We start from the raw sequence: 20,651 nt of genomic DNA, 5'->3' as shown, positions 1-20,651 counted from the left end.
CGACGGCTCAACGCGGCGCTCCGGCCGGAAGTTCCCGGCCGGTGCCCTCACCGGTAAAGACGCGCAGACGGCCATTTCGGTTGAATCAGTTCTCCTCGATCACGGCGATCGGGTCGCCGTCGCGGACGACCTCGCCCTCGGTGACCTTCAGCTCGGTGATGGTCCCGGCCACCTCGGCGAGCACCGGGATCTCCATCTTCATCGACTCCAGGATGACCAGGGTGTCATCCGGACCCACCGTGTCCCCGGCCTTGGCAGTGACCTTCAGCACGTTGGCCACCAGCTCGGCCAGCACGGTGTGACTCATGCCCCCGATCCTAGGCGGGGCGCAAGGGTTCGGCGTAGGTGCCCCTCGGGCAGCAGACCAGGGCACCTACGCCGAGTCAGTTAGCGGCTACTGGGCCGCTCAGTGGGCCGCTAGTGCGCAGCCTCCGGTGCGAGCCGGACCGCGTTGAACAGCGCCGGGTTCTTCGTCTCCGCGACGCCCTTGCCCCAGGTCAGCCAGCCGCGCCGCCCGGTGCCGTCGTTCTCGTTGATCACGACAGTCGTTGACAACAGCCGGTCCAAGGCCTTGAACCCGAGCGTGCTCCACGGGATCGCGATCTCGTACGTCGTGGTGTGCGCCGTCTCGTCGCGCACCACCTTGGCCTGTACGCCCGGCGGCACACCGGCCTGGGTCGTCGGCGTCCAGCGCCAGGTGTCCACCGGACCGGCATCGGTCAGCGCAGCACCGATCTCCTGCGTCTGAGTGGTCTCGCCCGGCGCACCTGCGGTCATCCCGAGCTGCAGACCGTCACCGCCCCAGATGTTGCCGGCCCGGTTCGGCTGCGAGAACACGTCGTCGGTGACCTTGGCAGACAGATACAGGTTCTGGTCGTCGTGCGTGAGCCACAGCGAACCGGACAGGTCACTCGGCCCACCCCACCCGGTCACCGGCGGCGTACCGGTCCCTTCCAGCGCGATCGCCGGCTGCTTCGCCACCACCGGATCGATCACGCCGTCCAGCTTCACCGTGTGCCGCTTGGCAATGGTCGGCGCGGCAACCGGCACCAGCGTGCCTGAGGCGGTGATGTTCGCCTCCCCCGTTCTCCGAAGGCTCGCGGACCACGTGGAAGCTGCTGTGAGGGTCAGAGGCACGTCCACCTCACGTGTGGAGTGAGCGGCGACGGTGCAGCCTGCAAGGAGGGTTCCGGACTTGCTGCCAGACACCCAGTCCAGTCCCGCCACGGTCTGCGCGTGCGACGACGCGTTGGCGATGCGGAAGCGCAGCAGGTCCTTCCCGCTTCCGTTGACCACGTGCGAGCCGGTCACGGACAGCGGTGGGGTCGCGGTGCCAGTAGCTGACACGAGTGCGATCGCTTGACCGTCCACAGTGACCTTGGCCGAGTAGGTACGCGCTCCAGTCGAGTCCTGCGCCGGGTAGCTGACCGCAGTGGTTGCGGTAGCACCCGCGGCCACGGAGCCGGTGGTGTCAGCACCGCCTGCCGACACGGTGTACGCGTGACTGACCGCGTCCGGGTTCGTGAATGTCAGCGTGCCCGTAGCCGGGTCGCCCGCGATCTCCGGTGCCACCGACAGCGCGAACCGGCTCGACGGAAGCATCGCCCCACCGATCGCACCACGCAGGTACACCGGGTCCGGCCCAGCAGTCACCCACACGTGCCCGCCGGCATCCGCGGTCAGGTCGGTCGTAACGCCGTACATGTTCGTGACCTGGACGGTCGACCCCGCAGGCGCGGTAGCCGCGACGACTCCTGGTGTGGTCGACCAGACCGCGTGCACCGATTGCCCACCACCGGCGTCGAATGCGACGTCGTACCCGTTGGTGCCGAAGCGGGTCTGGCCGGTCAGCGGAAGCTGGTCGATCTGGCGCGCCAGGACGGCGGTGGCGACGTACGACGGCTTGGGTACCAGCGCGCCGCGGGTGTCGAGCCGGTTGCGCACCAGGCCGAACCGGTTCTCGACGTTCGACGGGTCGGTGCCCGAGTCCATGAAGTTGTACGAGCTGTACCGCGCCACGCCGTTGCCGTAGGCAAGCAGGTTGCCGCGCACCAGGTCCCGCGCCTGAGCCGGCTCCGACACCGCGCTGGGGTTGGTACCGGTGGCCCAGCCCTGCTCGCTGATGTAGATCGGCTTGGTCGACCCGTGCGCCGCCATGATGCTGCGGATGGTGTTGACGTAGGTGACCGAGGCCTCCGGGTCCAACGGCTGCACGTACGGGTGGATCGTCACCGCGTCCACGTAGTCCAGCCCGCCGAGGTCGGCGAACTTGGTGAACCAGCCCTGCCAGTCGTTGATGACCGCCAGCGACGGACCGGTCAGCTTCACGTCCGGGTGCTTCGCCCGGACCGCCGCGCTCACCATCTTGAGCAGTGCGACGTAGTTCTCCGGGCTGGCCTTCGCGGCGCCGTTCGGGTCGCGCAGGTTCCACTCGTTCCACAGCTCGTACGTCGTGTGCTCGGTGCCGAACTCGTCGACCGCCGCAACGGCGTACCGCGTGAACGCTGCGCGCTGCTCGTCGGTCGACGGTGCCTCGTCCGGGTAGTACAGAGTGTTGCCGTAGTCGAGGATGTTCAGGAAGTCCACGTGGTTGGCGTCCAGCGCGGCCTTGTAGTCCTTGACCTTCTGCGGGAACTGGATGACGCCCTTGGTGGTCTCCGCCGCGGCCCAGAAGGCCTCGTCCCGATCGGTGGAGATTCCGCCCTGAGCCATCAGCGGCACGGCTTCCAGACCCGGATTGCTCGCGCTGCTGAATCCCAGTGCGCCCGCGACGCCGATCCGGGTGTCCGTGGAGGCGGAGAAGTCATGCGGAGTCAGTACGGCGAAGTCCGTGCCGCCCAGCGTGGTCGTGCCGTCGGATCCGACCGCTGTGAGGTCCGTCTGGTACCAGCCCGGCGTACTGATCGACAGCGGGAGCTGCCCGTTGAGCGAGGCGGCCGATGCGGAGCCCTTGGCGACTTCGGTGCCGCCGGCGTCGCGGACCGTCCAGTTGACGGTGGTGGCGTCGGTACTGAAGCCCAGCTTCACCTGCTGCCCGACGGTGAAGGTGTTGCCGACCGTGGTCGGCGTGATGGTCAGGGTCGGCGCAGCGGTGGTCGCCGCGTGCGCAGGTGACTGGAGTACGGCGGCCAGCAGCAAACCGGCCGTGAGAAGACTGACTGCGCCGGAGCGGCGACGGGTCATGGAGTGCTCCTCCCAGGGGAAGCGAAAGCGGTTTCGCAAATCACACCTTCATACGCCGCGACGCGACTGTCAACGGCTCGAAGCTGACTACGATGTGCACATGGCCGATTCAGTGATCACCCTGTCCGATGTGGCCGCCGCGGCTGGGGTGTCGCTCTCGACGGCCTCCAAGGCGCTGAACGGCACCGACCGGATCTCCGAAGCCACCCGGGAACACGTCCGCGTCACGGCGGACCGGCTGGGCTTCCGCCACAACGCACTGGCCCGCTCGTTCGCCCGCGGCCGCAGCCAGACCATCGGCGTACTCACGCACCGCGCGTCGAACCCGTTCACCCGCGTGGTGCTGGCCACCGCCGCCACCGAGCTCGGCGCCAAGGAGCAGGCCATCCTGCTCTACGACGCCCGGATGGACGAGCAGCACGACGTGACCGAGAGCGTCCTGCAGCTCCGGGCCCGCCGGATCGACGGCGTGATCGTGATCGGCACCAGCACGTCGTTCCGGACCCCGTCGTTCACCGGCCGGTTCGACGTCCCGGTGATCAATGCGTTCACGGTCCCCGAGGATCCGGAGGACACCACGATCACCGCCGACGACTACGCGATCGGGCGGCTCGCGATCAGCCACCTGCTGTCGATCGGTCGGCGCCGGATCGCGCACCTCACCGCGGAGCCTCACGACATGGCAGCGCAACGACGGGCCGAGGGCGCCGGTCAGCTCCTCGCCGAGGCCGGGCTCGATTGGGCGGCACCGGTCCGCTTCGGCCGCTGGCGCGAGGAGTGGGGCGAGCAGGCCGCGACCGAGTTGCTCACCGAGGCGCCCGACATCGACGCGATCTTCTGCGGCAGCGACGCGATCGGCCGTGGCGTGGAGCGGGTCGTCCGGGCCACCGGCCGGCAGGTGCCCGGCGACGTCGCACTGATCGGCGTCGACAACTGGGAGAGCCTGATGCACGACCAGCGCGGCACCCGGCACTTGACCACGATCGACGTCGGTCTCGAGGAGATCGGTCGCGTGGTCGCCAACCGCCTCCTCGAGGGCGACCTCCGGCCCGGCGTCGAGTACGTCGAGCCTCACGTGGTGATCGCCGACACCGCCTGATCGTGGATCGAGTACCGCGGCCGGAAGCCCAGCAGTTCTCGCGCCCGCGTGGTGTCGACCAACGAGTCACGTCCTTGGACAGCTCGCCGCAGCGGGACGGTCGGCGCGTACTCGCGGAGCAGTTCGTCGGTCTTCCGGTCGATGAGGATGTCATCGGCCGCAAGACCGAGCACGTGCGCACCAGCAGCCGTTGACTCGAGCGCAGCGATGATCGCCCGCACACCGTCCCGCAGGTCGAGGTACGCCCAACCTTCGCGAGCCATCACGGACGGGTCGTTCTCCGCCCGCGCCGCGAACTTGAACAGCTCCTGGCGATTCTTCACCAGCGGGAAGCGCAGTGCGATCACGTTGATTCCCCAACGACGCCAGGCCATCCGTGCGCTCTGCTCGTCCACACTTTTGGACAACGAGTACGCATCGGCGATATCCGCCTCCACCTCCTCGTCCAGCGGGTAGTACGCCGGCTCCACGTCGTTCACGTTCATCGGTACGCCGAACGCGTTGATGCTGCTGGCAATCACCACCCGCTCGATCCGCTGCTGCCCGGCTTGCGCGAGCACGTTGAACGTCGCGGCAACGTTGTTCTCGAACACCTCCTCCGGCGTACCCAGACTGGGATGCGGGATCGCAGCCAGGTGCAGTACGGCGTCCACGCCGTCGAGTGCTGCGGTAACGTCCTCGGCCGACCGCGCATCGCCGACGATCGGACGGTCCGCCGTACTGCTGTGGTCGTAGCGCAGCGACAGACCGGTCACGTCGTACCCGGCGGCTTGCAGACCGTCGACCGCGGCCCGGCCGATCGATCCGTCCGCACCGGTGACCAGAACCCGTTTCACGCCTTGATTCCCCCAGACAGGCCCACACCACGTAGAAATGCTCGCTGGAAAACCAGGAACAGCAGCACCGGGATCAGCAGGGCCAGGAACAGACCCGCCAACTGGATGTTGAGCTCCGTCACCTTGGCGATCTTGGGCAACGCCACCGAGACCGGCTGCAGATCCGGATTCGTCAGCACCAGCAGAGGCCACAGGTAGTCCTTCCAGGAGGAGATGATGCTGAGCAGCACGACCACACCGAGGATCGGCCGCGACAGCGGGAGCACGAGCGAGGTGAACACGCGGATCGACCCGGCGCCGTCGATACGGGCCGCTTCGAAGTACTCGCGTGGGATGCCGTCGAAGAACCGCTTCACGATCAGCACGTTGAACGCACTGGCCGCAGGTGGCAGCCAGACCGCCCAGAACGTGTTGGTCAGATTCGCGTGCACCACAGGCACTTTCAGCACGGTCAGGTACAGCGGAACCAGCGAGACGATGTGCGGCACGAACAGCGTGGCCAGGATGCCTGCGGACAGCACTGCACCCCACCGCGGCCGGAGCACGCTCAGTACGTAGCCGGCCGTCGTACAGACGATCAGTGACGCAAACGCCGTACCGGCCGCGATCATGGCGGTGTTGCCGAGGTAGTAGCCGATGTGGCCCTGTTGCCAGGCTGTCGCGAGGTTGCCCCACTGCACCTGGCCGGACGGGAACCAGGCCAGTGGTGAGCGGATGCTGTCCTGCGTCGGCGAGATCGCTGCCTTGAGCAACCAAAGCAGCGGACCGAGCCCGGCGATCAGCAGTCCGATCAGTACGACGACCTGTCCGATGACGAACGGCACTCGAACCCGGGTCTGCTGCCGGTCCGAATCCGACAGCGCACCCCGATCGCCGCTCACTCCGTACTCCAGCCACGCGTCGCCAACTGGAAGACGGCCGACAGTACGGCGAGGGCCAGCGCCAGCAGCACGCTCAGCGCCGTAGCAGCGCCGTAGTCACCGTTGACGAAGGCGTAGTTGTAGATGAGCAGCAGAATCGTCATGGTCGACCCCTGCGGTCCGCCGCCCGTGAACAGCAGCGGCTCGGTGAACAGTTGCATCGTGCCGATCACCTGCAGAAGCAGCATCAGCAGCAGTACGCCGCGCAGGTGCGGCAGCATCACGTGCCACACCCGCCGTACGACGCCTGCGCCGTCCAGCTCGGCCGCCTCGTACAGGTCCGCGCGTACGGAGGTCAGCGCGGCCAGATAGATGATCACTGCGTTGCCCGCACCGGCCCAGGTCGCCTCCAGCACGATCGACGGCATCGCGGACGACGGACTGTCCAGCCAGGGGTACGGTCCGAGCCCAACAGTGCCGAGGATGGTGTTGAACATCCCGCTCGGCGACGGGTCGTAGAAGAACCGCCAGAGCAGGATGGCGACCACCGGCGGCGTGATCACCGGCAGGTACGCCAGTGTCGAGTACAGCCAGGACTTGCCCCGCAACTCGGACAGGAACATCGCCAGCAGCACCGGCACGGGGAAGCCGAACAGCAAAGCCAGCAAGGTGAACCAGAGCGTGTTCAGCGCCGCCTGCCCGACACCAGGGTCGGACAACACGTAGCGGAAGTTCTCCAGCCCGACCCACTTGACCGGATCGATCAGGTTGGTCTGCTGGACGCTCATCACCAGGCCCTTGACGATCGGGCCCCACGAGAACACCACGAAGACCAGGAGCACCGGCAGCGCGAACAGCACTGCCGGTACTCCGTTGCGCAGGCGGCGGAGCAAGTCAGCGCCCGAGCTTGGCATTCACAGTGCCGGCCGCCTTGGTCAGCAGCGCCGGGATGTCGGCCTTCGCGTTACCCAGCACGGTCTGCACGACCGGGTCGAGCGCGGCGTACACCTCCTGAGCCTTCACCGGCGGCTCAGGGATGATCTTCTGGTCCGCCGCCACCTTGGTGTACGGCGCGAACTGGTCCAGCGGCACGTTGACGTACGGCTTGATCCAGCTCTGGTACGTCGCCCACTGGTCCGCCGCGACCACCGGAAGACCCGGGGTTCCGACCGGCAGCTTCCCGGCCACGCCGGCCTTGGCGGCCGTCACCGCGGCGTCCTGGTTGACGTACTTGTTCAGGTAGTTGAACTTGATCCACTTGATCGCGGCCGTCTTCTCGGCGTCGGTCGCGTTCGGGCTGACGATCTGGACGCTGCCACCGCTGAGCGTGCCGTGGTCGCCGCCCTGCTGCGGCATCGGGCCGATACCGAAGGCCGACGACTTCAGGCCGTTGACGTTGACCAGCGTGCGGTACGCGTCCGGCGCGGACATGAACATGCCGATCTTGCCGGCCGCGAACGCCTTCGAGATGCCGTCGATGTCGTAGAGCACGGCCTGCCCCATGGACTTGTCGACCCACTTCATGTCGTGCAGCAGCTGCAGCGCGGCCTTGGACGGCGCGTCGTCGAACGAGGCCTGGCTGCCGTCCTCGTTCTCGATCGAACCGCCGAACGCGTAGCTCTGGGTGGTGAACATCCAGCCGCCGGTGTTGTTCGTGGTCATCTGCGCGTAGCCGGCCTGCCCGGTCTTCTGCGCGATCTGCTTCGCGTCCTGCCGGAGCTCGTCCCAGGTCGTCGGCGGCTTGTCCGGGTCAAGCCCGGCCTTGGTGAACAGCTCACGGTTGTAGACGAGCCCGACGGAGTACGCCGCGGTCGGGACCGCGAACACGTTGCCGGACTGGTCCTGGGCGATCTTGAGCACGTTCGGGTTCAGCTGGCTCATCAGGCCGTCGTCCTTGAGCACCTTGGTCAGGTCGGCGACCTGCTTGCGGGCGATCAGGCCCTGCGGCTCGGTGAAAGGCACGTTGAGCACGTCCGGCAGCTGACCGCCGGCCGCCTGCGCCTGGAAGGTGGTCGGGTCCCAGAGCGTCTCGACCGGGTTCAGCTTGATGTCCGGGTTCGCCTTCTCGAAGTCGGCGACCCGCTTGTCGTACGACGCCCGGTTGGCGGGATCGGAGCTGGTGGGACGGTCACCGACCGTGATCGTCACCTGTCCACCGGAGCCGGAATCACCGGTCGCGGACGGCGCACTGGAGCAGGCCACCAGCAAGAACGGCACTGAAAGCCCTGCCGCACAACGGATTGCGAATCTGTTCATCGAAGCTCCTCTGCGGGGATGGCGATCGGCGAGCCGACCGTTCCGCAGAGTAGCGCAAGCGCTTTCGCAAATACTAGACCTCAGCGAAAGTGGTTTCGCAGCTGTTAGCTCTGCCGAGCCCGGTACGACGCGACGCGGGTCCGGGTCGAGCATTTCGGCGTACAGAATCGCCGCGGCCGCCGCTCCGCCGGGTTCGCGAAGACGCGCTCACAGTCCACGGCGGCGCAGACACCCAGCGCCTCGAAGCCGTGGCCGGCCGCGAACGTCGCCAGCCCCAGCGCGGTCGTCGCCGCCAGCCACTCGGCCCACGACGCATCCGGCTCCGCGACATGCAGATGCCACGGCGAGCCATCGTGGTCCGAGAGATACGGGCGGACGGCGTACTCCGCGAGCAGCCCGTTGATCACCTCGGCCCCACCGGCGTGGAAGACCGGCCGCACCCGCTCGCGAACAGCCCGGACCGCGGCCAGGTCGTCATCGGTCAGCTCGATCGGGTCGGACTCACCATGTTCGAGCAGGAACTCGCGCAGCGCAGCCGGCGAGGTCAACTGCTCGGGCTCACGCGTTCGCGTGTTCACCAGGTCGACCGCGAGCCGGATCAGTCGATCCGGGGACTGGATTTCCACTGGACTCCTCCCGTAACGCGTTTGTTAGCGTAACGCGTAACAGACTAAATCGCGTTACAGGAGGTCCGGCGTGCCCAGCTACTACCTCGCGGCGACGCTGGCGCGGTTCGCCGACGAGATGGTGGCGTTCACGCTCGTACTGCTGGTGCTGGACCGGACCGACAGCCCGACGCTCGCCGGCATCACCGGTGCCGCCTACGCACTCCCGGCCATCGTCACCGGCCCGTTGCTCGGAGCGTGGCTCGACCGGACGGCGTACCGGCGCAGCGCGCTCGCGATCAACCAGGCGACCCTCGGAGCGGTCATGGTCGGGCTGCTGCTCGTCGTCGGACACAGTCCGAGCTGGGTGCCGCCCGTACTCGCGGCGGTCGCCGGTGCGACGTTGCCGATGGTGAGTGGCGGGTTCACGAGCATGCTGCCGAGTCTGTTCCGGCCGGAGCGGCTGGCGCGGGCTAATGCGTTCGAGTCGGTCAGCTTCAGCAGTGCCACCATCGCCGGACCATCGACCGCAGCAACCGTCGCAGCCGTGGTCTCTGTCGATGCAGCTGCGGTGGTGATCGTGATCGCGGCGGCGCTGAGCATCGTGGCGATCAGCCGCCTTCCAGCGCTCCCACCGGTCGGCGCGGGCGGCGAGCCGTTCTTCAGCTCGGTCGTCGGCGGCCTGGTTCACCTGGCACGTACGCCGCGACTGCGGGCTTCGACTGTCACCACAACACTGCTGATGGGCTTCACCGGCATCCTGCTGATCGCCCTGCCGCTGCACATGCCTTCACTCGGCATGCCGAAGTCCGCGGCGGGCTATCTGTGGACCGCAGTCGAGATCGGCAGCGTCACCACGGCACTGCTACTGAGCCGGCTGCAGTCGCGCTGGCGTCCGGAGTACGTCGTGATGGTGTCGGTCGCCGCCTATGGCCTGATGCTGGCCACCTGGTCGCTGGCCGCGACGTTCGCCGTACTCCTGCTGCTGGCGGTCGCGGCCGGGCTGGCCGAGGGACCTGCGCTGCCGGCCATGTTCGCGGCCCGGCAGCAGTACAGCCCGCCGGAGCTCCAGGGCCGGGTGAGCACCAGCGCCGCGAGTCTCCGCGTCGGCGCCTCCGCCGTTGGCCAAGCCACCGGCGGCATCCTCGTCCCACACCTCGGCACCGCCGCCGCCCTCACCACTACCGCCCTGGGCCTGCTGGCAGCGGCCGCTCTCGGCCGCCTCGCCCTCACCGCACGCCCAGGCCGCGCGGCGTAGGTCAGCCGAGGATGACCGAGCGGGAGAGGCTGCGAGGCTGGTCGGGGTTGAGGCCGAGGGCGAGGGACTTGGCCACTGCGACCCGCTGGGCCACGATCAGCGAAGCGAGCGGGTCCAGGTCGTGGTGTACGACGGTGGCGCCGGTCGCGGCCACGTCGTCGAGCAGACCCGCCGGCGGCTGGCCGAAGATCCACACGCCACGCCCGGGCTGCGCGATCGCGATCGGACCGTGCCGGTAGTCCATCGCCGGGTACGCCTCGGTCCACGCCGAGGCGGCCTCACGCTGCTTGAGCGCGGCCTCGTGCGCGAGTCCGACCGTCCAGCGGGTGCCGAGGTACGTGACCTGCTCGAGCTTGGCCAGGTCGTCCACGTCGATGGTCAGTGCGGTCTGAGCGTCCGCAGCGGCCTGGGTCAGATCCTGACCGAGCGATGCGCGCAGCAACGCCAGCGTCGTGGTGGCGAACCGGGTCTGCACAACGGACTGCTCATCCGCGAAGTCCAGCATGATCGTGTGATCGGCCAGCTCGACGATCGGCGAGCCGGGCGTCGCGGTGATCGCGATCGTCGGCAAGTCGGTCTCCCGGATCAGGTCGAGCACCTCGGTCGTCGTACCGGAGCGGCTGATCACCACGACCGCGTCGTACGCGCGGCCGGCCGGGAACTCGGAGCCGGCGAACGCGTCGGTCTCGCCCTGGCCGAGGTCCTCGCGCAGCGCGGCGTACGCCATCGCCATGAACCAGGAGGTGCCGCAGCCGACCGCGGCGACCCGCTGACCGGCCGTCGGAAGTGCACCGCCGTACTGCGCGAAACCGTCCGCGACCTGTCGCCAGAGGTCTGGCTGAGTGGCGATCTCAGTGCTCACAAAAGGCGTCTGCGTCATGTCGTCTCCGCGCTTGTCATGGTCGAAACTGCTCGAACGTGATCGAATGGTGCCAACCAGCCGCCACCCGGCTGACCGATTGTGTGAAGGAGGAGCCCCGGGTGAAGCGTTATGAACGCCTGAACACCTTGCTCGAGTCGCTCGCCGAGAAGGGCGCCATCGACGTCGACGAGCTCGCCGAGCAGTTGCACGTCTCGGCGGCCACGATCAGGCGCGACCTGGACCATCTCGGCAAGCAGCAGCTCCTCACCCGGACCCGCGGCGGCGCGGTGGCCAACGCGGTGTCGTACGACCTGCCGCTGCGCTACAAGACTGCGCGTTTCGCGTCCGAGAAGCAGCGGATCGCGCAAGCGGCGGCCACATTGGTGCGCCGCGGCATGGTGATCGGGATGAACGGCGGCACGACGATCTCCGAGGTGGCGCGCACGCTGGCGACCCGGCCGGAGCTGTCCGCGGAGCACGGCGAGCCCGCGTTCACGCTCGTCACCAACGCGCTGAACATCGCCAACGAGCTGATCGTCCGGCCGCACGTGAAGATGGTGCTGACCGGCGGTGTGGCCCGGCCGCAGTCCTACGAGATGATCGGCCCGCTGTCGCACCGGATCCTGTCCGACCTGTCGCTGGACATCGCCTTCATCGGCGTCGACGGGATCGACGAGACCGGCGCCACCGCTCATCACGAGGGTGAGGCGAACATCAACCAGCTGATCGTCAGCCGGGCCGCGAAGGTGGTCGTGGTGGCCGACTCGTCCAAGCTCGGGCAGCGCGCCTTCGCCCGGATCTGCGAGCTGAGCGAGATCGACACCCTGGTCACCGACGCCCAGGCCGACGAGAGCCAGCTGACCGTCTTCAAGGAAGCCGGTATCGACGTCATTCGCGCCTGACCGCACTCCTCACCACCTCCCTCACGTCTCCAGAGGACGATCATATCTGATTGGGGGCCGGTTGTTATGAGCAAGAGTGCGCAACCTCCGCGCGTGCAGCACGGAAAGCGGACTTCCAACCGCTAGGCTCTGGTTCAGCATGGGTACCGCAGCCGCAGAACACTCCGCCGACCACTGGGAGGACGCCATCGCCACCGGCATCGACCCGACGTCCTGGGCGTACGCCGAGGACTACACCGGCGAGGACGAAGTCGTCACCGGTGCACGGGCGAGCGCCGCGGACAGCGGTGTCGCCCCGATCGGCCCTGGCGCCGCGGCCGCGCTCAGCATGCTCGCCGCCGGCGCGGGTGCGAAGGCGGTCGTCGAGATCGGCACTGGGACCGGCGTCTCCGGCCTCGCCCTGCTGCGCGGGATGCGCGCGGACGGCACGCTCACCACGGTCGACATCGACGCGGAGAACCAGCGGCTGGCCCGCAAGACCTTCCTGGACGCCGGTGTCGCCTCCAACCGTTTCCGGCTGATCGCCGGCGCCGGGCTGGACGTAGTCACCCGCCTCACCGACGGGCACTACGACCTGGTCTTCTGCGACGCGGACCGGCGCGAGAACACGGCGTACCTGCACGAAGCCCTCCGCCTGCTCCGCCCCGGCGGCGTCGTCGCGTTCGCGGGCGTCCTCACCGGCGGCCGGGTAGCCGACCCCGCCCACCGCGACCCCGACACCATGGCCCTCCGAGACCTGATCCGAGCCGTCCGCGACGACGACGACCTCGTCTCAGCCCTCCTCCCCACCTCCGAAGGCCTCCTCACCGCCGCCAAACGCATCAGCTGACTTAGCCGTTCAAGCGGGTTAGTTCGGTGGTTATTTCGTGCCAGGCGGTGGAGAGCGGGTCTATCAGTTCGTAGTGGCCGCAGTGCTGGACGCGGACCAGGCGGGCGGTGGGGTGGGCGGCGAAGTAGGACTCGGTGATGCTGAGGGGGACTCGGGAGTCGTCTGTGCCGTGGATGAGGGTTACTGGGGCGATGGGGGCCGGGAGGTGGACCGGGTCCAGGTCGTTACGGACGCCGCTGCCTATGAAGGCTTGTACGGCGCCCTCATCGAGGTTGAGGCGGTCTGCCATCAAGAGGTCGGCTACGGGGGCCAGAGCGATCAGGCCGCGGAGGCGGACCGGGTTGGTGGTGGCGGCCAGCCAGAGTGCCAGTTGGCCGCCGGCTGAGTGGCCTATGAGGATGTAGCCGGCGTGTACGTCGACCAGGTCCGGGAGGGCGTCCAACGCCGCACGGATGTCTGAGGTGGTCGCGTCGGGGTCCCCCGGGACGCGGCGGTACTCGAGTGAGACGACCGGCCAGCCCATGTCGGAGAGGGCTTCACCGAGGGGGCGCGCGTGTTTGCGGTCGTAGTCGGGGCGCCAGAAACCGCCGTGGATGAAGACGATCAGCGGGCGGTACTCCTTCGCGTGCCAGTAGTCGATCACCTGGTCCGCGTGGTCGCCGTACCGCAGCTGTTCGTCCGGCTCGCGGGCTTCGCGAGTCAGTACGGATCGGTCCTCGGTCATTCCGACCTCCCGAGATAGCGATGGGCGTTCGCCGTCAGCAGCTTGTGCTGCTGCTCCGCGGTCAGGAAGCCGGACTTCCGTACCACCTCCCCGACCGGCCGTTCACCCAGTGGATAGGGATAGTCACTGCCGACCAGAACGCGGTCTTCCCCCAAGGTATCGACAAGTAGCCGTAAAGGCGCTGATTCGAACACGACCGTGTCGACCAGGATGCGGTCCAGATACATCGACGGTGGATGCTCCGAGCAACCACGGACGATGTCGCCGCGCCGGTGCCAGGCGTTCTCCAACCGACCGAGCCAGAACGCGAAACTGCCACCCCCGTGGGCGAAACAGATCTTCAGGTACGGCGGCAACCGGTCGAACGCCCCGCCCAGGATCATCGCCAGCAACGACAGATGCGTCTCGGCGGGCATCCCGGTCAGCCAGCGCGCCATCCACCGGTCCAGCCGCGGGCCGCCCGGCATGTCCCACGGATGCACCAGCACCGGCGTACCGGTCTCGGCGCAATGGTTGAGAAAGGCAACGATCCCGGCGTCGTCGAGGTCCTTGTCGCCGACGTGGTTCCCGATCTCCACCCCGACGTGACCGGCCGCGCGGGCGCGGTCCAGCTCGGCGCACGCCAGGTCCGGATCCTGCAACGGCACCTGGCAGAACGGCACGAACCGCTCGTCGCCCGCCAGCATCTCCAGAGTGAGGTCGTTGAAGATCTCGGCCAGCTTGACGGCCTGCGCGGCCGGTCGCTCGTACCCGAAGAACACCGGCGTCGGCGAGACCACCTGGAGATCGATGCCGTCGGCATCCATATCCTCTGCGCGTGTGCCGGGATCCCAAGCCTGCGGTCCGATCGGCCGGAACTCCGACGAGCCGATCATGATCATCGCGGCCCGCTCGGAATCGATCCGCAACCACGGCCAGCCGTCGCCGCCACACGCCACCGCGAGATCCGGCCACCCGTGCGGGACCAGATGGGTGTGGACGTCGACCGTCATTTACCGGGGTGCAGCGTGCCGCAGTTCGGGCAGGTGCGCGCGTCCTCGCTCTCGTAGAACGCCTTGAACACCGGCGGCAGGTCGGCGACGATATCGGTCACCTGCAGCTCGACCTCGTGCACGACCCCGTTGCAGTTGGCGCAGTACCAGCGGAACTTCTCCAGCGTGCCGGGCTCCCGGACCCGCTCGATCACCAGGCCGATCGAATCCGCGTCGCGCTGCGGCGAGTGCGGCATGCTGCGCGGCAGCACCCACATCTCACCTTCGTTGATGTCCACTCGGCCCGGGCCGTCGTCCGTCATCACGTCGACGTGCATCGTGCCCTTGATCTGGTAGAAGAACTCCTCGTACGGGTCGACGTGGAAGTCGGTGCGCTGGTTCGGGCCGCCGACGACCATCGTGATGAAGTCGTCCCCGGTCGGGAACATCTGCTTGTTGCCGACCGGCGGCTTCAGCAGATGCTTGTTCTCCTCGATCCACTCCGGAAAGTTCGTCGACTCCAAGTTCGCCATCACTAGCTCCTTTGCGGGATCGCCGCTACGGCCTGAATTTCGATCAGCAGCTGGGGATGCGGCAGCTGATGTACTGCGACAGTCGTCCGAGCCGGCCCGGACTCGTCGAAGAACTCACCATAGACCTCGTTGTACCCGCCGAAGTCGTTCATCGACACCAGGTACGTCGTCACGCTGACCAGATCCTCGAGCCCGGCCCCGACGGCGGCGAGCACGTCGCGGATGTTCTCCAGCACCGCCCGCGTCTGCACCTTGATGTCCAACGAGACGGTCCCCATCGGGTCCACCGAGGCCCCGGCGATCGAGTTGTCCGGCCGCCGGCTCGACGTACCGGACACGAACGCGAATCCGTTGGACACCTTCACGTGCGGGAAGCGGCCGCGGGGCGTGGCTTTCCCGGGGACGACGGTCATGACAGCTCCACGCAGACGTTCGTCGTCTCGGTGTAGAAGTCCACCGAATGCCGGCCGCCCTCGCGGCCGACGCCTGACAACTTGACTCCGCCGAAGGGCGTGCGGAGGTCGCGGAGGAACCAGGTGTTGACCCAGCACAGGCCCACGTCGAGGGCGGCGCCGGAGCGGTGGGCGCGACCCACGTCGCGGGTCCAGACGGTTGCCGCGAGCCCGTAGTCGCTGTCGTTGGCGAGGGCGAACGCTTCCTCGTCGGTGTCGAAGGGTGCGACGTGGCAGATCGGGCCGAAGATTTCCTCGCGATTGGTGCGCGCGTCAGGCGGGAGGCCGGTGACCACGGTTGGTTGTACGTAGCAACCGCCGTCGCGGGCGTCGCCGAAGGTGGGTACGCCGCCGCCGGTGAGGACCTCGGCGCCTTCGGTCCGGGCGAGGGCGTAGTACGAGAGGACCTTGTCGCGGTGTTGTTTGGAGATGAGGGGCATGTTCATCGTGGCCTCGTCGGCAGGCCAGCCGTAGGTCAGCTCGGCGGCGCGGGCAGCCAGTCGCTCAGTGAACTCGTTGAAGATCGGGCGTTCGACGTACAGGCGTTCGGTGCAGAGACACACCTGGCCGCCGTTGGTGAAGACCGAGCGGACCGATCCCTCGACGGCCGCGTCGAGGTCGCAGTCGGCGAAGATCAGGCCGGCGTTCTTCCCACCGAGCTCGAAGGACACTGCCTTCACCCGGTCGGCGGCGACCTTGGCAATCGACGTACCGGTGGCGGACTCGCCGGTGAAAGTGATCGCGTCCACTCCGGGGTGGCGGGTCAGGTACTCCCCCGCGGATGACGGGCCGAAGCCGTGGACCAGGTTGAAGACTCCGGGAGGTACGCCGGCGTCGGCCATCACCTCGGCCAGCACGGTCGCCGATGAGGGCGTCTCCTCGGACGGTTTCACGACCACGGCGTTGCCACAGGCAAGCGCCGGTGCGACCTTCCAGGTCAGGAGGAGCAGCGGAAGGTTCCACGGCACGACGATCGCGACGACGCCGACGGGTTTGCGTACGGCGTAGTTCAGCGCTCGGCGTCCGTCGGGGAGGACGGTTGTGTACGACTCGGTCGGGATCGTCGTCGCGAAGTCGGCGAAGGCGCGGAAGTTGGCCGCGCCGCGCGGGATGTCGAGCGTCCGGGCTTGGCTGATCGACTTCCCGGTGTCGCCCACCTCCGCTGCAACCAGGTCCTCGAACCGCCGCTCCAACTCGTCCGCAACCCGCCGCAGCACGACGGCCCGCTCCTGCTCACTCATCCGCCCCCACGGCCCCCGCAACGCGGCCCGAGCAGCAGCAACCGCCGCGTCAACCGTGGGCTCATCCGCCTCACACACGTCGAAGATCTGCTCCCCCGTCACCGGCGAAACCTTCGCAAACCGCGATGCACTCTCCACGAACTCCCCACCAACGAAGTGCCGCAACAACCCCACCAACGAGGGCTGTCCCGTCAGCAACTCGGAGGACCAGAGGTCGTTCATCGGCGGGCTCGTGATCGGGTGACAGCGAACAGCACGCCCGCGGCCGCCACGGCTGCGGCGCCGAGCAGCTGGTGTTGGCGGTGGACTCGGTGTTGGACTTCGGCGTACGGGGTGGTGGAGAAGGAGACGAGTTCGTAGCGGGAGACGTAGGTGCCGGGGAGGAGGCGTTCGAGGGTGTGTTCTATCTGTTTTTGCAGGCGGAAGACCGGGGAGGCGACCTTGTCCCGCATTTCGACGAAGTTGGCTAACGCCATCTCGGCGATTGCTTCGGTGTTCTCGCGGCGGCGGGCTTCGAAGAGGGGTAGCGCGCGGGCCCACGAGCCGCCGGTGTCGTCCAGGCAGCGGTCCAGCTCGACCACGTCCTCGAACGCGCAGTTCGCACCCTGCCCGTAGAACGGCACGATCGCGTGTGCCGCATCGCCGAGCAACGCAGTACGACCGTGGGCCTGCCACGGCAGCGTGTGGACCGTGCCGAGCACGCCGACGGGATTGTTCAGATAGTCGTCGACCAAGTTCGGTGCCAGCGGCAACAGATCCGGGTAGTTGATCCGGAAATGGTCCTCGATCCCCGACGCCGACGTGAGCGCGTCGAACGAACCGGCCGGCCAGAACAACGTGCAGGTGAACGACTTGTCCGGGTTCGGCAGCGCGATCATCATCGACGTACCGCGCGGCCAGATGTGCAACGCACCCGGATCCAGCGCGAACTCGCCGTCAACCGCCGGGATCGACAGCTCCTTGTAGCCGTAGTCGAGGAAGTCGACGTTCTCCGCAACGATGCCCTCGGCAAGCAACTGCTCCCGCACCGCCGACCCGGCGCCATCGGCCCCGAGTACGACGTCGGCCTCAACCGACACCTTCCCGGCCGGCGTAGCGAACACCATCCGCCCGACGGCGGAATCCAGCTCCACCAACCGATGTTCGAACTCCACCGACACACCATCAGCAGCGACCGCCGCCGTCAGCAGCGCGTTGTTCAACGCACCCCGGCTGATCGAGTTGATCGCCCGATCCCCCGACGCCGAGTACGCCTGGAAGTCCAGCGCCCCAGTGACCGGATGAATCATCCGGCCCTTCATCGGCAGCGCATCCGCCATCACCTCGTCGACCAGCCCGATCTTCCGCAGCGCGTTCAGCCCGCGCTCGGAGATCGCCAGGTTGATCGACCGCCCACGCTCGACCTGCGCAACCCGCGGGTCCGGCCGCCGCTCGTACAGCGTCACCGTCAATCCACGCCGCGCCAGGAAGCACGCGAGCAACGACCCCGTCAGCCCGGCGCCGACGATCGCGACCTTCATCCCATCACCTCAGCCAACGCCGTCGCCGCCCGCCAGCAGTCGTGGTACGTCGAGTACAGCGGCACCGGCGCCAACCGCAGTACGTCGGGCTCCCGCGCGTCCGCGATCACGCCGTACTCGAACCGCAGGCGCCGCGACAGCTCACCGGCCCGCATCCCCGTGACCCGCAACGACAACTGGGCGCCCCGCCGCGCGGGATCCGCCGGCGTGATCACCTGCAACGGCACAGATGCCAGCAGCTTCTCCAGGTACGCCGTCAATCGCACACTCCGCTCCCGCAGTACTTCGATGCCGATCTTGTCGAAGATCTCCAGCGACGTCCGGACCGGACTCATCGAGAAGATCGGTGGGTTCGACACCTGCCACGCGTCGGCGCTCGCGGGCGGCCGCGACTCCGGTGTCATCTCGAACCGCGTCGCCGCCTCCGTGCTCCACCAGCCCTCGAACCGCGGCAGGTCCGTGCCGAGGTGACGTTCATGGACGAACACCCCGGCCAGCGCGCCCGGCCCCGAGTTCAGGTACTTGTACGAGCACCACGCCGCGAAGTCCACATCCCAGTCGTGCAAGGCCAACGGCACATTCCCGGCCGCATGCGCGAGATCCCACCCGACGACCGCACCGGCCGCATGACCGGCCTTGGTGATCGTGGGGATGTCCATCAACTCGCCGGTCAGGTAGTTCACGCCGCCGAGCAGTACGAGCGCGACGTCGCCGCCGAGCTGCTCGACGACATCCGCCGTACGCAGGCTGTCCTCGCCCGGTCGCGGACGCAGCCGGATGACCGCGTCCTCGGCGTCGTACCCGTGGAAGGCGACCTGCGACCGTACGGCGTAACTGTCCGAGGGAAACGCTGCGTCCTCGATCACGATCCGGTGCCGCGAAGGCGTCGGCCGGTAGAACGACACCATCAGCAGATGCAGGTTCACCGTCAGCGAGTTCATCACCACGGTCTCGCTCGGCAACGCTCCGACCAAACGAGACGCGGGACCGGTCAGCAGCTCGTGGTACGGCAACCATGGTCTGGCCGCGTCCAGATGGCCCTCGACCCCGAGCGCGGCCCACGCGTCCAGATCCTCGAGCAGCTCGGCATGGGTCGCCTTCGGCCGCAAGCCGAGCGAGTTGCCGGCGAAGTACGCCACCTCCGGGTAGTCACCGCCCTGCGCCGGTGGCACGTCGAACAGGTCCCGGTGCCCTGCGTCGGTGGCATCGAGGGAAAGCGCCTCGGTCTCGACCGTCACCCCTCGGCAACCTCGTCGACAGCGGCGGCCTTCGGCGCCTCGATCACCTGGCCCTTGCCGAGCACGGTCACGCCGCCCTTGGACACGATGAACCCACGCTCCCGGTCGTAGTCCGGGTCGACGCCGATCTCGACCCCGTCCGGGACCACGATGTTCTTGTCCAGGATGACGTTCTTCAAGACGACGTCCTTGCCGATCTTGCAGTTGTCCATGATCACGCAGCGCTGGATATCCGCACCCGAGCTGACGATCACGTTCGAGCCGAGCACCGAGTGGTCGACATGCGCGCCGGACACGATCGAGCCCTGGCAGACGATCGACTCGCCGACGGTCGCGTCGTCGGTGAACTTCGCACCCGGCAGCTGCGGGTGCGAGGTGAAGATCGGCCAGTCGGAGTTGTACAGGTTGAACACCGGCTGGATCGAGACCAGGTCCATATGCGCCTCGTGGTACGAGTCCAGCGACCCGACGTCGCGCCAGTACGACCGGTCGCGGTCGAGGGCGCCCGGTACGTCGTTCTCCTGGAAGTCGTACACACCTGCCTTGCCCTCGGCAACGAGCATCGGGACGATGTCGCCGCCCATGTCGTGCCGGGAGGCCGGATTGGCGGCGTCCTTGCGCAGCGCCTCGACCAGGACGTCCCGGCTGAATACGTAGTTGCCCATCGAGGCAAAGGTCTCGTCCGGCGAGTCGGGCAGCCCGGGCGGATCGGCCGGCTTCTCCAGGAACTCGTCGATCGCGTGCCCGTCCGCACCGGTCTTGATCACGCCGAACTCGGTGGCCTCGGCCCGCGGCACCCGGATCCCGGCCACGGTCACGCCGTTCCCGCGCTCGATATGCGCGGCGACCATCTGCGACGCGTCCATCCGGTACACGTGGTCGGCGCCGAAGACCACGATGTACTCCGGGTCCGCGTCCTTGATCAGGTTCATCGACTGGTAGATCGCGTCCGCGCTGCCCTGGTACCACTGCGGGCCGAGCCGCTGCTGGGCCGGGACGCAGGTCACGTAGTTGCCGAGCAGCGTCGACATCCGCCAGGTCAGCGTGACGTGCCGGTCGAGCGAATGCGATTTGTACTGGGTGAGCACACAGAGATTTCGATAGCCGGCATTGACCAAATTCGAAAGCACGAAGTCGATCAGGCGATAACTCCCGCCGAACGGCACGGCCGGTTTGGCCCGGTCCGCCGTCAGCGGCATCAACCGCTTGCCCTCACCACCGGCCAGCACGATTCCGAGAACTCTGGGCGCCTTTGCCATGTCCGCACCTTAGCTCCGGATAC

At 67.8% G+C, this 20,651-nt stretch carries 20 protein-coding genes; 4 read left to right on the top strand and 16 right to left on the bottom strand.

All coding sequences use genetic code 11. The features are described from left to right. Nucleotides 1–85: 85 nt before the first annotated feature. Together ACFWUU_RS24135 and ACFWUU_RS24130 are read right to left on the bottom strand one after the other, a co-directional pair. Complete coding sequence (locus ACFWUU_RS24135; protein WP_380178425.1) at nucleotides 86–307, bottom strand: biotin/lipoyl-binding carrier protein; 222 nt, start codon at nucleotides 305–307, stop codon at nucleotides 86–88. 110 nt (nucleotides 308–417) lie between these two features. Continuing rightward, nucleotides 418–3,183 (bottom strand): sugar-binding protein, encoded by a 2,766-nt coding sequence (locus ACFWUU_RS24130; protein ID WP_380178422.1) that lies wholly within the window; start codon nucleotides 3,181–3,183, stop codon nucleotides 418–420. A gap of 100 nt (nucleotides 3,184–3,283) precedes the next feature. Here ACFWUU_RS24130 and ACFWUU_RS24125 point away from each other — a divergent pair, with 100 nt between their 5' ends. Next, nucleotides 3,284–4,282, top strand: a complete 999-nt coding sequence (locus ACFWUU_RS24125; protein ID WP_380178420.1) for a LacI family DNA-binding transcriptional regulator — start codon at nucleotides 3,284–3,286, stop codon at nucleotides 4,280–4,282. Here ACFWUU_RS24125 and ACFWUU_RS24120 read toward each other — a convergent pair. The 5 genes from ACFWUU_RS24120 to ACFWUU_RS24100 all read right to left on the bottom strand — a co-directional run bounded on the left by ACFWUU_RS24120 (nucleotide 4,255) and on the right by ACFWUU_RS24100 (nucleotide 8,860). After that, entirely contained in the window at nucleotides 4,255–5,118 is an 864-nt protein-coding gene (locus tag ACFWUU_RS24120) for an NAD-dependent epimerase/dehydratase family protein (RefSeq protein WP_380178418.1), read from the bottom strand. The genes ACFWUU_RS24125 and ACFWUU_RS24120 overlap by 28 nt on opposite strands. Next, nucleotides 5,115–5,999 (bottom strand): carbohydrate ABC transporter permease, encoded by an 885-nt coding sequence (locus ACFWUU_RS24115; RefSeq protein ID WP_202877970.1) that lies wholly within the window; start codon nucleotides 5,997–5,999, stop codon nucleotides 5,115–5,117. Before ACFWUU_RS24115 ends, ACFWUU_RS24120 begins: the two co-directional genes overlap by 4 nt. Continuing rightward, nucleotides 5,996–6,838 carry a carbohydrate ABC transporter permease gene (locus ACFWUU_RS24110; protein WP_233715094.1) on the bottom strand — a complete coding sequence of 281 codons (843 nt, stop codon included), beginning with the start codon at nucleotides 6,836–6,838 and terminating at the stop codon, nucleotides 5,996–5,998. Before ACFWUU_RS24110 ends, ACFWUU_RS24115 begins: the two co-directional genes overlap by 4 nt. A gap of 34 nt (nucleotides 6,839–6,872) precedes the next feature. Then, nucleotides 6,873–8,234 (bottom strand): extracellular solute-binding protein, encoded by a 1,362-nt coding sequence (locus ACFWUU_RS24105; RefSeq protein WP_380178416.1) that lies wholly within the window; start codon nucleotides 8,232–8,234, stop codon nucleotides 6,873–6,875. Between the two features lie 104 nt (nucleotides 8,235–8,338). Continuing rightward, nucleotides 8,339–8,860 carry a CGNR zinc finger domain-containing protein gene (locus ACFWUU_RS24100; RefSeq protein ID WP_380178414.1) on the bottom strand — a complete coding sequence of 174 codons (522 nt, stop codon included), beginning with the start codon at nucleotides 8,858–8,860 and terminating at the stop codon, nucleotides 8,339–8,341. Between the two features lie 70 nt (nucleotides 8,861–8,930). Here ACFWUU_RS24100 and ACFWUU_RS24095 point away from each other — a divergent pair, with 70 nt between their 5' ends. Further along, nucleotides 8,931–10,097, top strand: coding sequence for an MFS transporter (locus tag ACFWUU_RS24095; RefSeq protein WP_380178412.1), 1,167 nt, complete (start codon nucleotides 8,931–8,933; stop codon nucleotides 10,095–10,097). Nucleotide 10,098: 1 nt separating this feature from the next. Here ACFWUU_RS24095 and ACFWUU_RS24090 read toward each other — a convergent pair whose 3' ends face one another. Next, a complete protein-coding gene (locus tag ACFWUU_RS24090) occupies nucleotides 10,099–10,959 on the bottom strand; it encodes an SIS domain-containing protein (protein WP_380178410.1) in 861 nt (286 codons plus the stop codon). Between the two features lie 119 nt (nucleotides 10,960–11,078). On the opposite strand from ACFWUU_RS24090, the gene ACFWUU_RS24085 reads away from it, so the two are divergent. Beyond that, the gene (locus ACFWUU_RS24085; protein WP_134108530.1) at nucleotides 11,079–11,861 is read left to right on the top strand and encodes a DeoR/GlpR family DNA-binding transcription regulator; all 783 of its coding nucleotides are present in this window, start codon (nucleotides 11,079–11,081) and stop codon (nucleotides 11,859–11,861) included. Nucleotides 11,862–12,000: 139 nt separating this feature from the next. Beyond that, nucleotides 12,001–12,690: an O-methyltransferase gene (locus tag ACFWUU_RS24080; RefSeq protein WP_137258282.1), complete on the top strand. Its 690-nt coding sequence runs from the start codon at nucleotides 12,001–12,003 to the stop codon at nucleotides 12,688–12,690. Between the two features lies 1 nt (nucleotide 12,691). Here ACFWUU_RS24080 and ACFWUU_RS24075 read toward each other — a convergent pair whose 3' ends face one another. The 8 genes from ACFWUU_RS24075 to glgC are packed head-to-tail and all read right to left on the bottom strand — an operon-like array spanning nucleotide 12,692 to nucleotide 20,628. Continuing rightward, complete coding sequence (locus ACFWUU_RS24075) at nucleotides 12,692–13,414, bottom strand: alpha/beta hydrolase family protein (protein ID WP_380178408.1); 723 nt, start codon at nucleotides 13,412–13,414, stop codon at nucleotides 12,692–12,694. Further along, nucleotides 13,411–14,406 carry an amidohydrolase family protein gene (locus ACFWUU_RS24070; RefSeq protein ID WP_380178406.1) on the bottom strand — a complete coding sequence of 332 codons (996 nt, stop codon included), beginning with the start codon at nucleotides 14,404–14,406 and terminating at the stop codon, nucleotides 13,411–13,413. The genes ACFWUU_RS24075 and ACFWUU_RS24070 overlap by 4 nt, the downstream gene beginning before the upstream one ends. Then, entirely contained in the window at nucleotides 14,403–14,918 is a 516-nt protein-coding gene (locus tag ACFWUU_RS24065; RefSeq protein ID WP_137258285.1) for a 3-hydroxyanthranilate 3,4-dioxygenase, read from the bottom strand. Before ACFWUU_RS24065 ends, ACFWUU_RS24070 begins: the two co-directional genes overlap by 4 nt. A gap of 2 nt (nucleotides 14,919–14,920) precedes the next feature. Then, a complete protein-coding gene (locus ACFWUU_RS24060) occupies nucleotides 14,921–15,331 on the bottom strand; it encodes a RidA family protein (protein ID WP_380178403.1) in 411 nt (136 codons plus the stop codon). Next, the gene (locus ACFWUU_RS24055; protein WP_380178400.1) at nucleotides 15,328–16,833 is read right to left on the bottom strand and encodes a 2-hydroxymuconic semialdehyde dehydrogenase; all 1,506 of its coding nucleotides are present in this window, start codon (nucleotides 16,831–16,833) and stop codon (nucleotides 15,328–15,330) included. The genes ACFWUU_RS24060 and ACFWUU_RS24055 overlap by 4 nt, the downstream gene beginning before the upstream one ends. After that, nucleotides 16,830–18,131, bottom strand: a complete 1,302-nt coding sequence (locus tag ACFWUU_RS24050; protein ID WP_137258288.1) for an NAD(P)/FAD-dependent oxidoreductase — start codon at nucleotides 18,129–18,131, stop codon at nucleotides 16,830–16,832. Before ACFWUU_RS24050 ends, ACFWUU_RS24055 begins: the two co-directional genes overlap by 4 nt. Further along, nucleotides 18,128–19,369 carry a kynureninase gene (gene kynU, locus ACFWUU_RS24045; protein ID WP_380178398.1) on the bottom strand — a complete coding sequence of 414 codons (1,242 nt, stop codon included), beginning with the start codon at nucleotides 19,367–19,369 and terminating at the stop codon, nucleotides 18,128–18,130. Before kynU ends, ACFWUU_RS24050 begins: the two co-directional genes overlap by 4 nt. Next, nucleotides 19,366–20,628: a glucose-1-phosphate adenylyltransferase gene (glgC, locus tag ACFWUU_RS24040; protein ID WP_137258290.1), complete on the bottom strand. Its 1,263-nt coding sequence runs from the start codon at nucleotides 20,626–20,628 to the stop codon at nucleotides 19,366–19,368. The genes kynU and glgC overlap by 4 nt, the downstream gene beginning before the upstream one ends. Between the last annotated feature and the right edge of the window lie 23 nt (nucleotides 20,629–20,651).

Source organism: Kribbella sp. NPDC058693 (assembly GCF_042715335.1).
Lineage (GTDB): Bacteria > Actinomycetota > Actinomycetes > Propionibacteriales > Kribbellaceae > Kribbella > Kribbella jiaozuonensis.
Note: the sequence above shows the minus strand (reverse complement) of the source record. Positions and strands in the feature narration are given on the sequence as shown.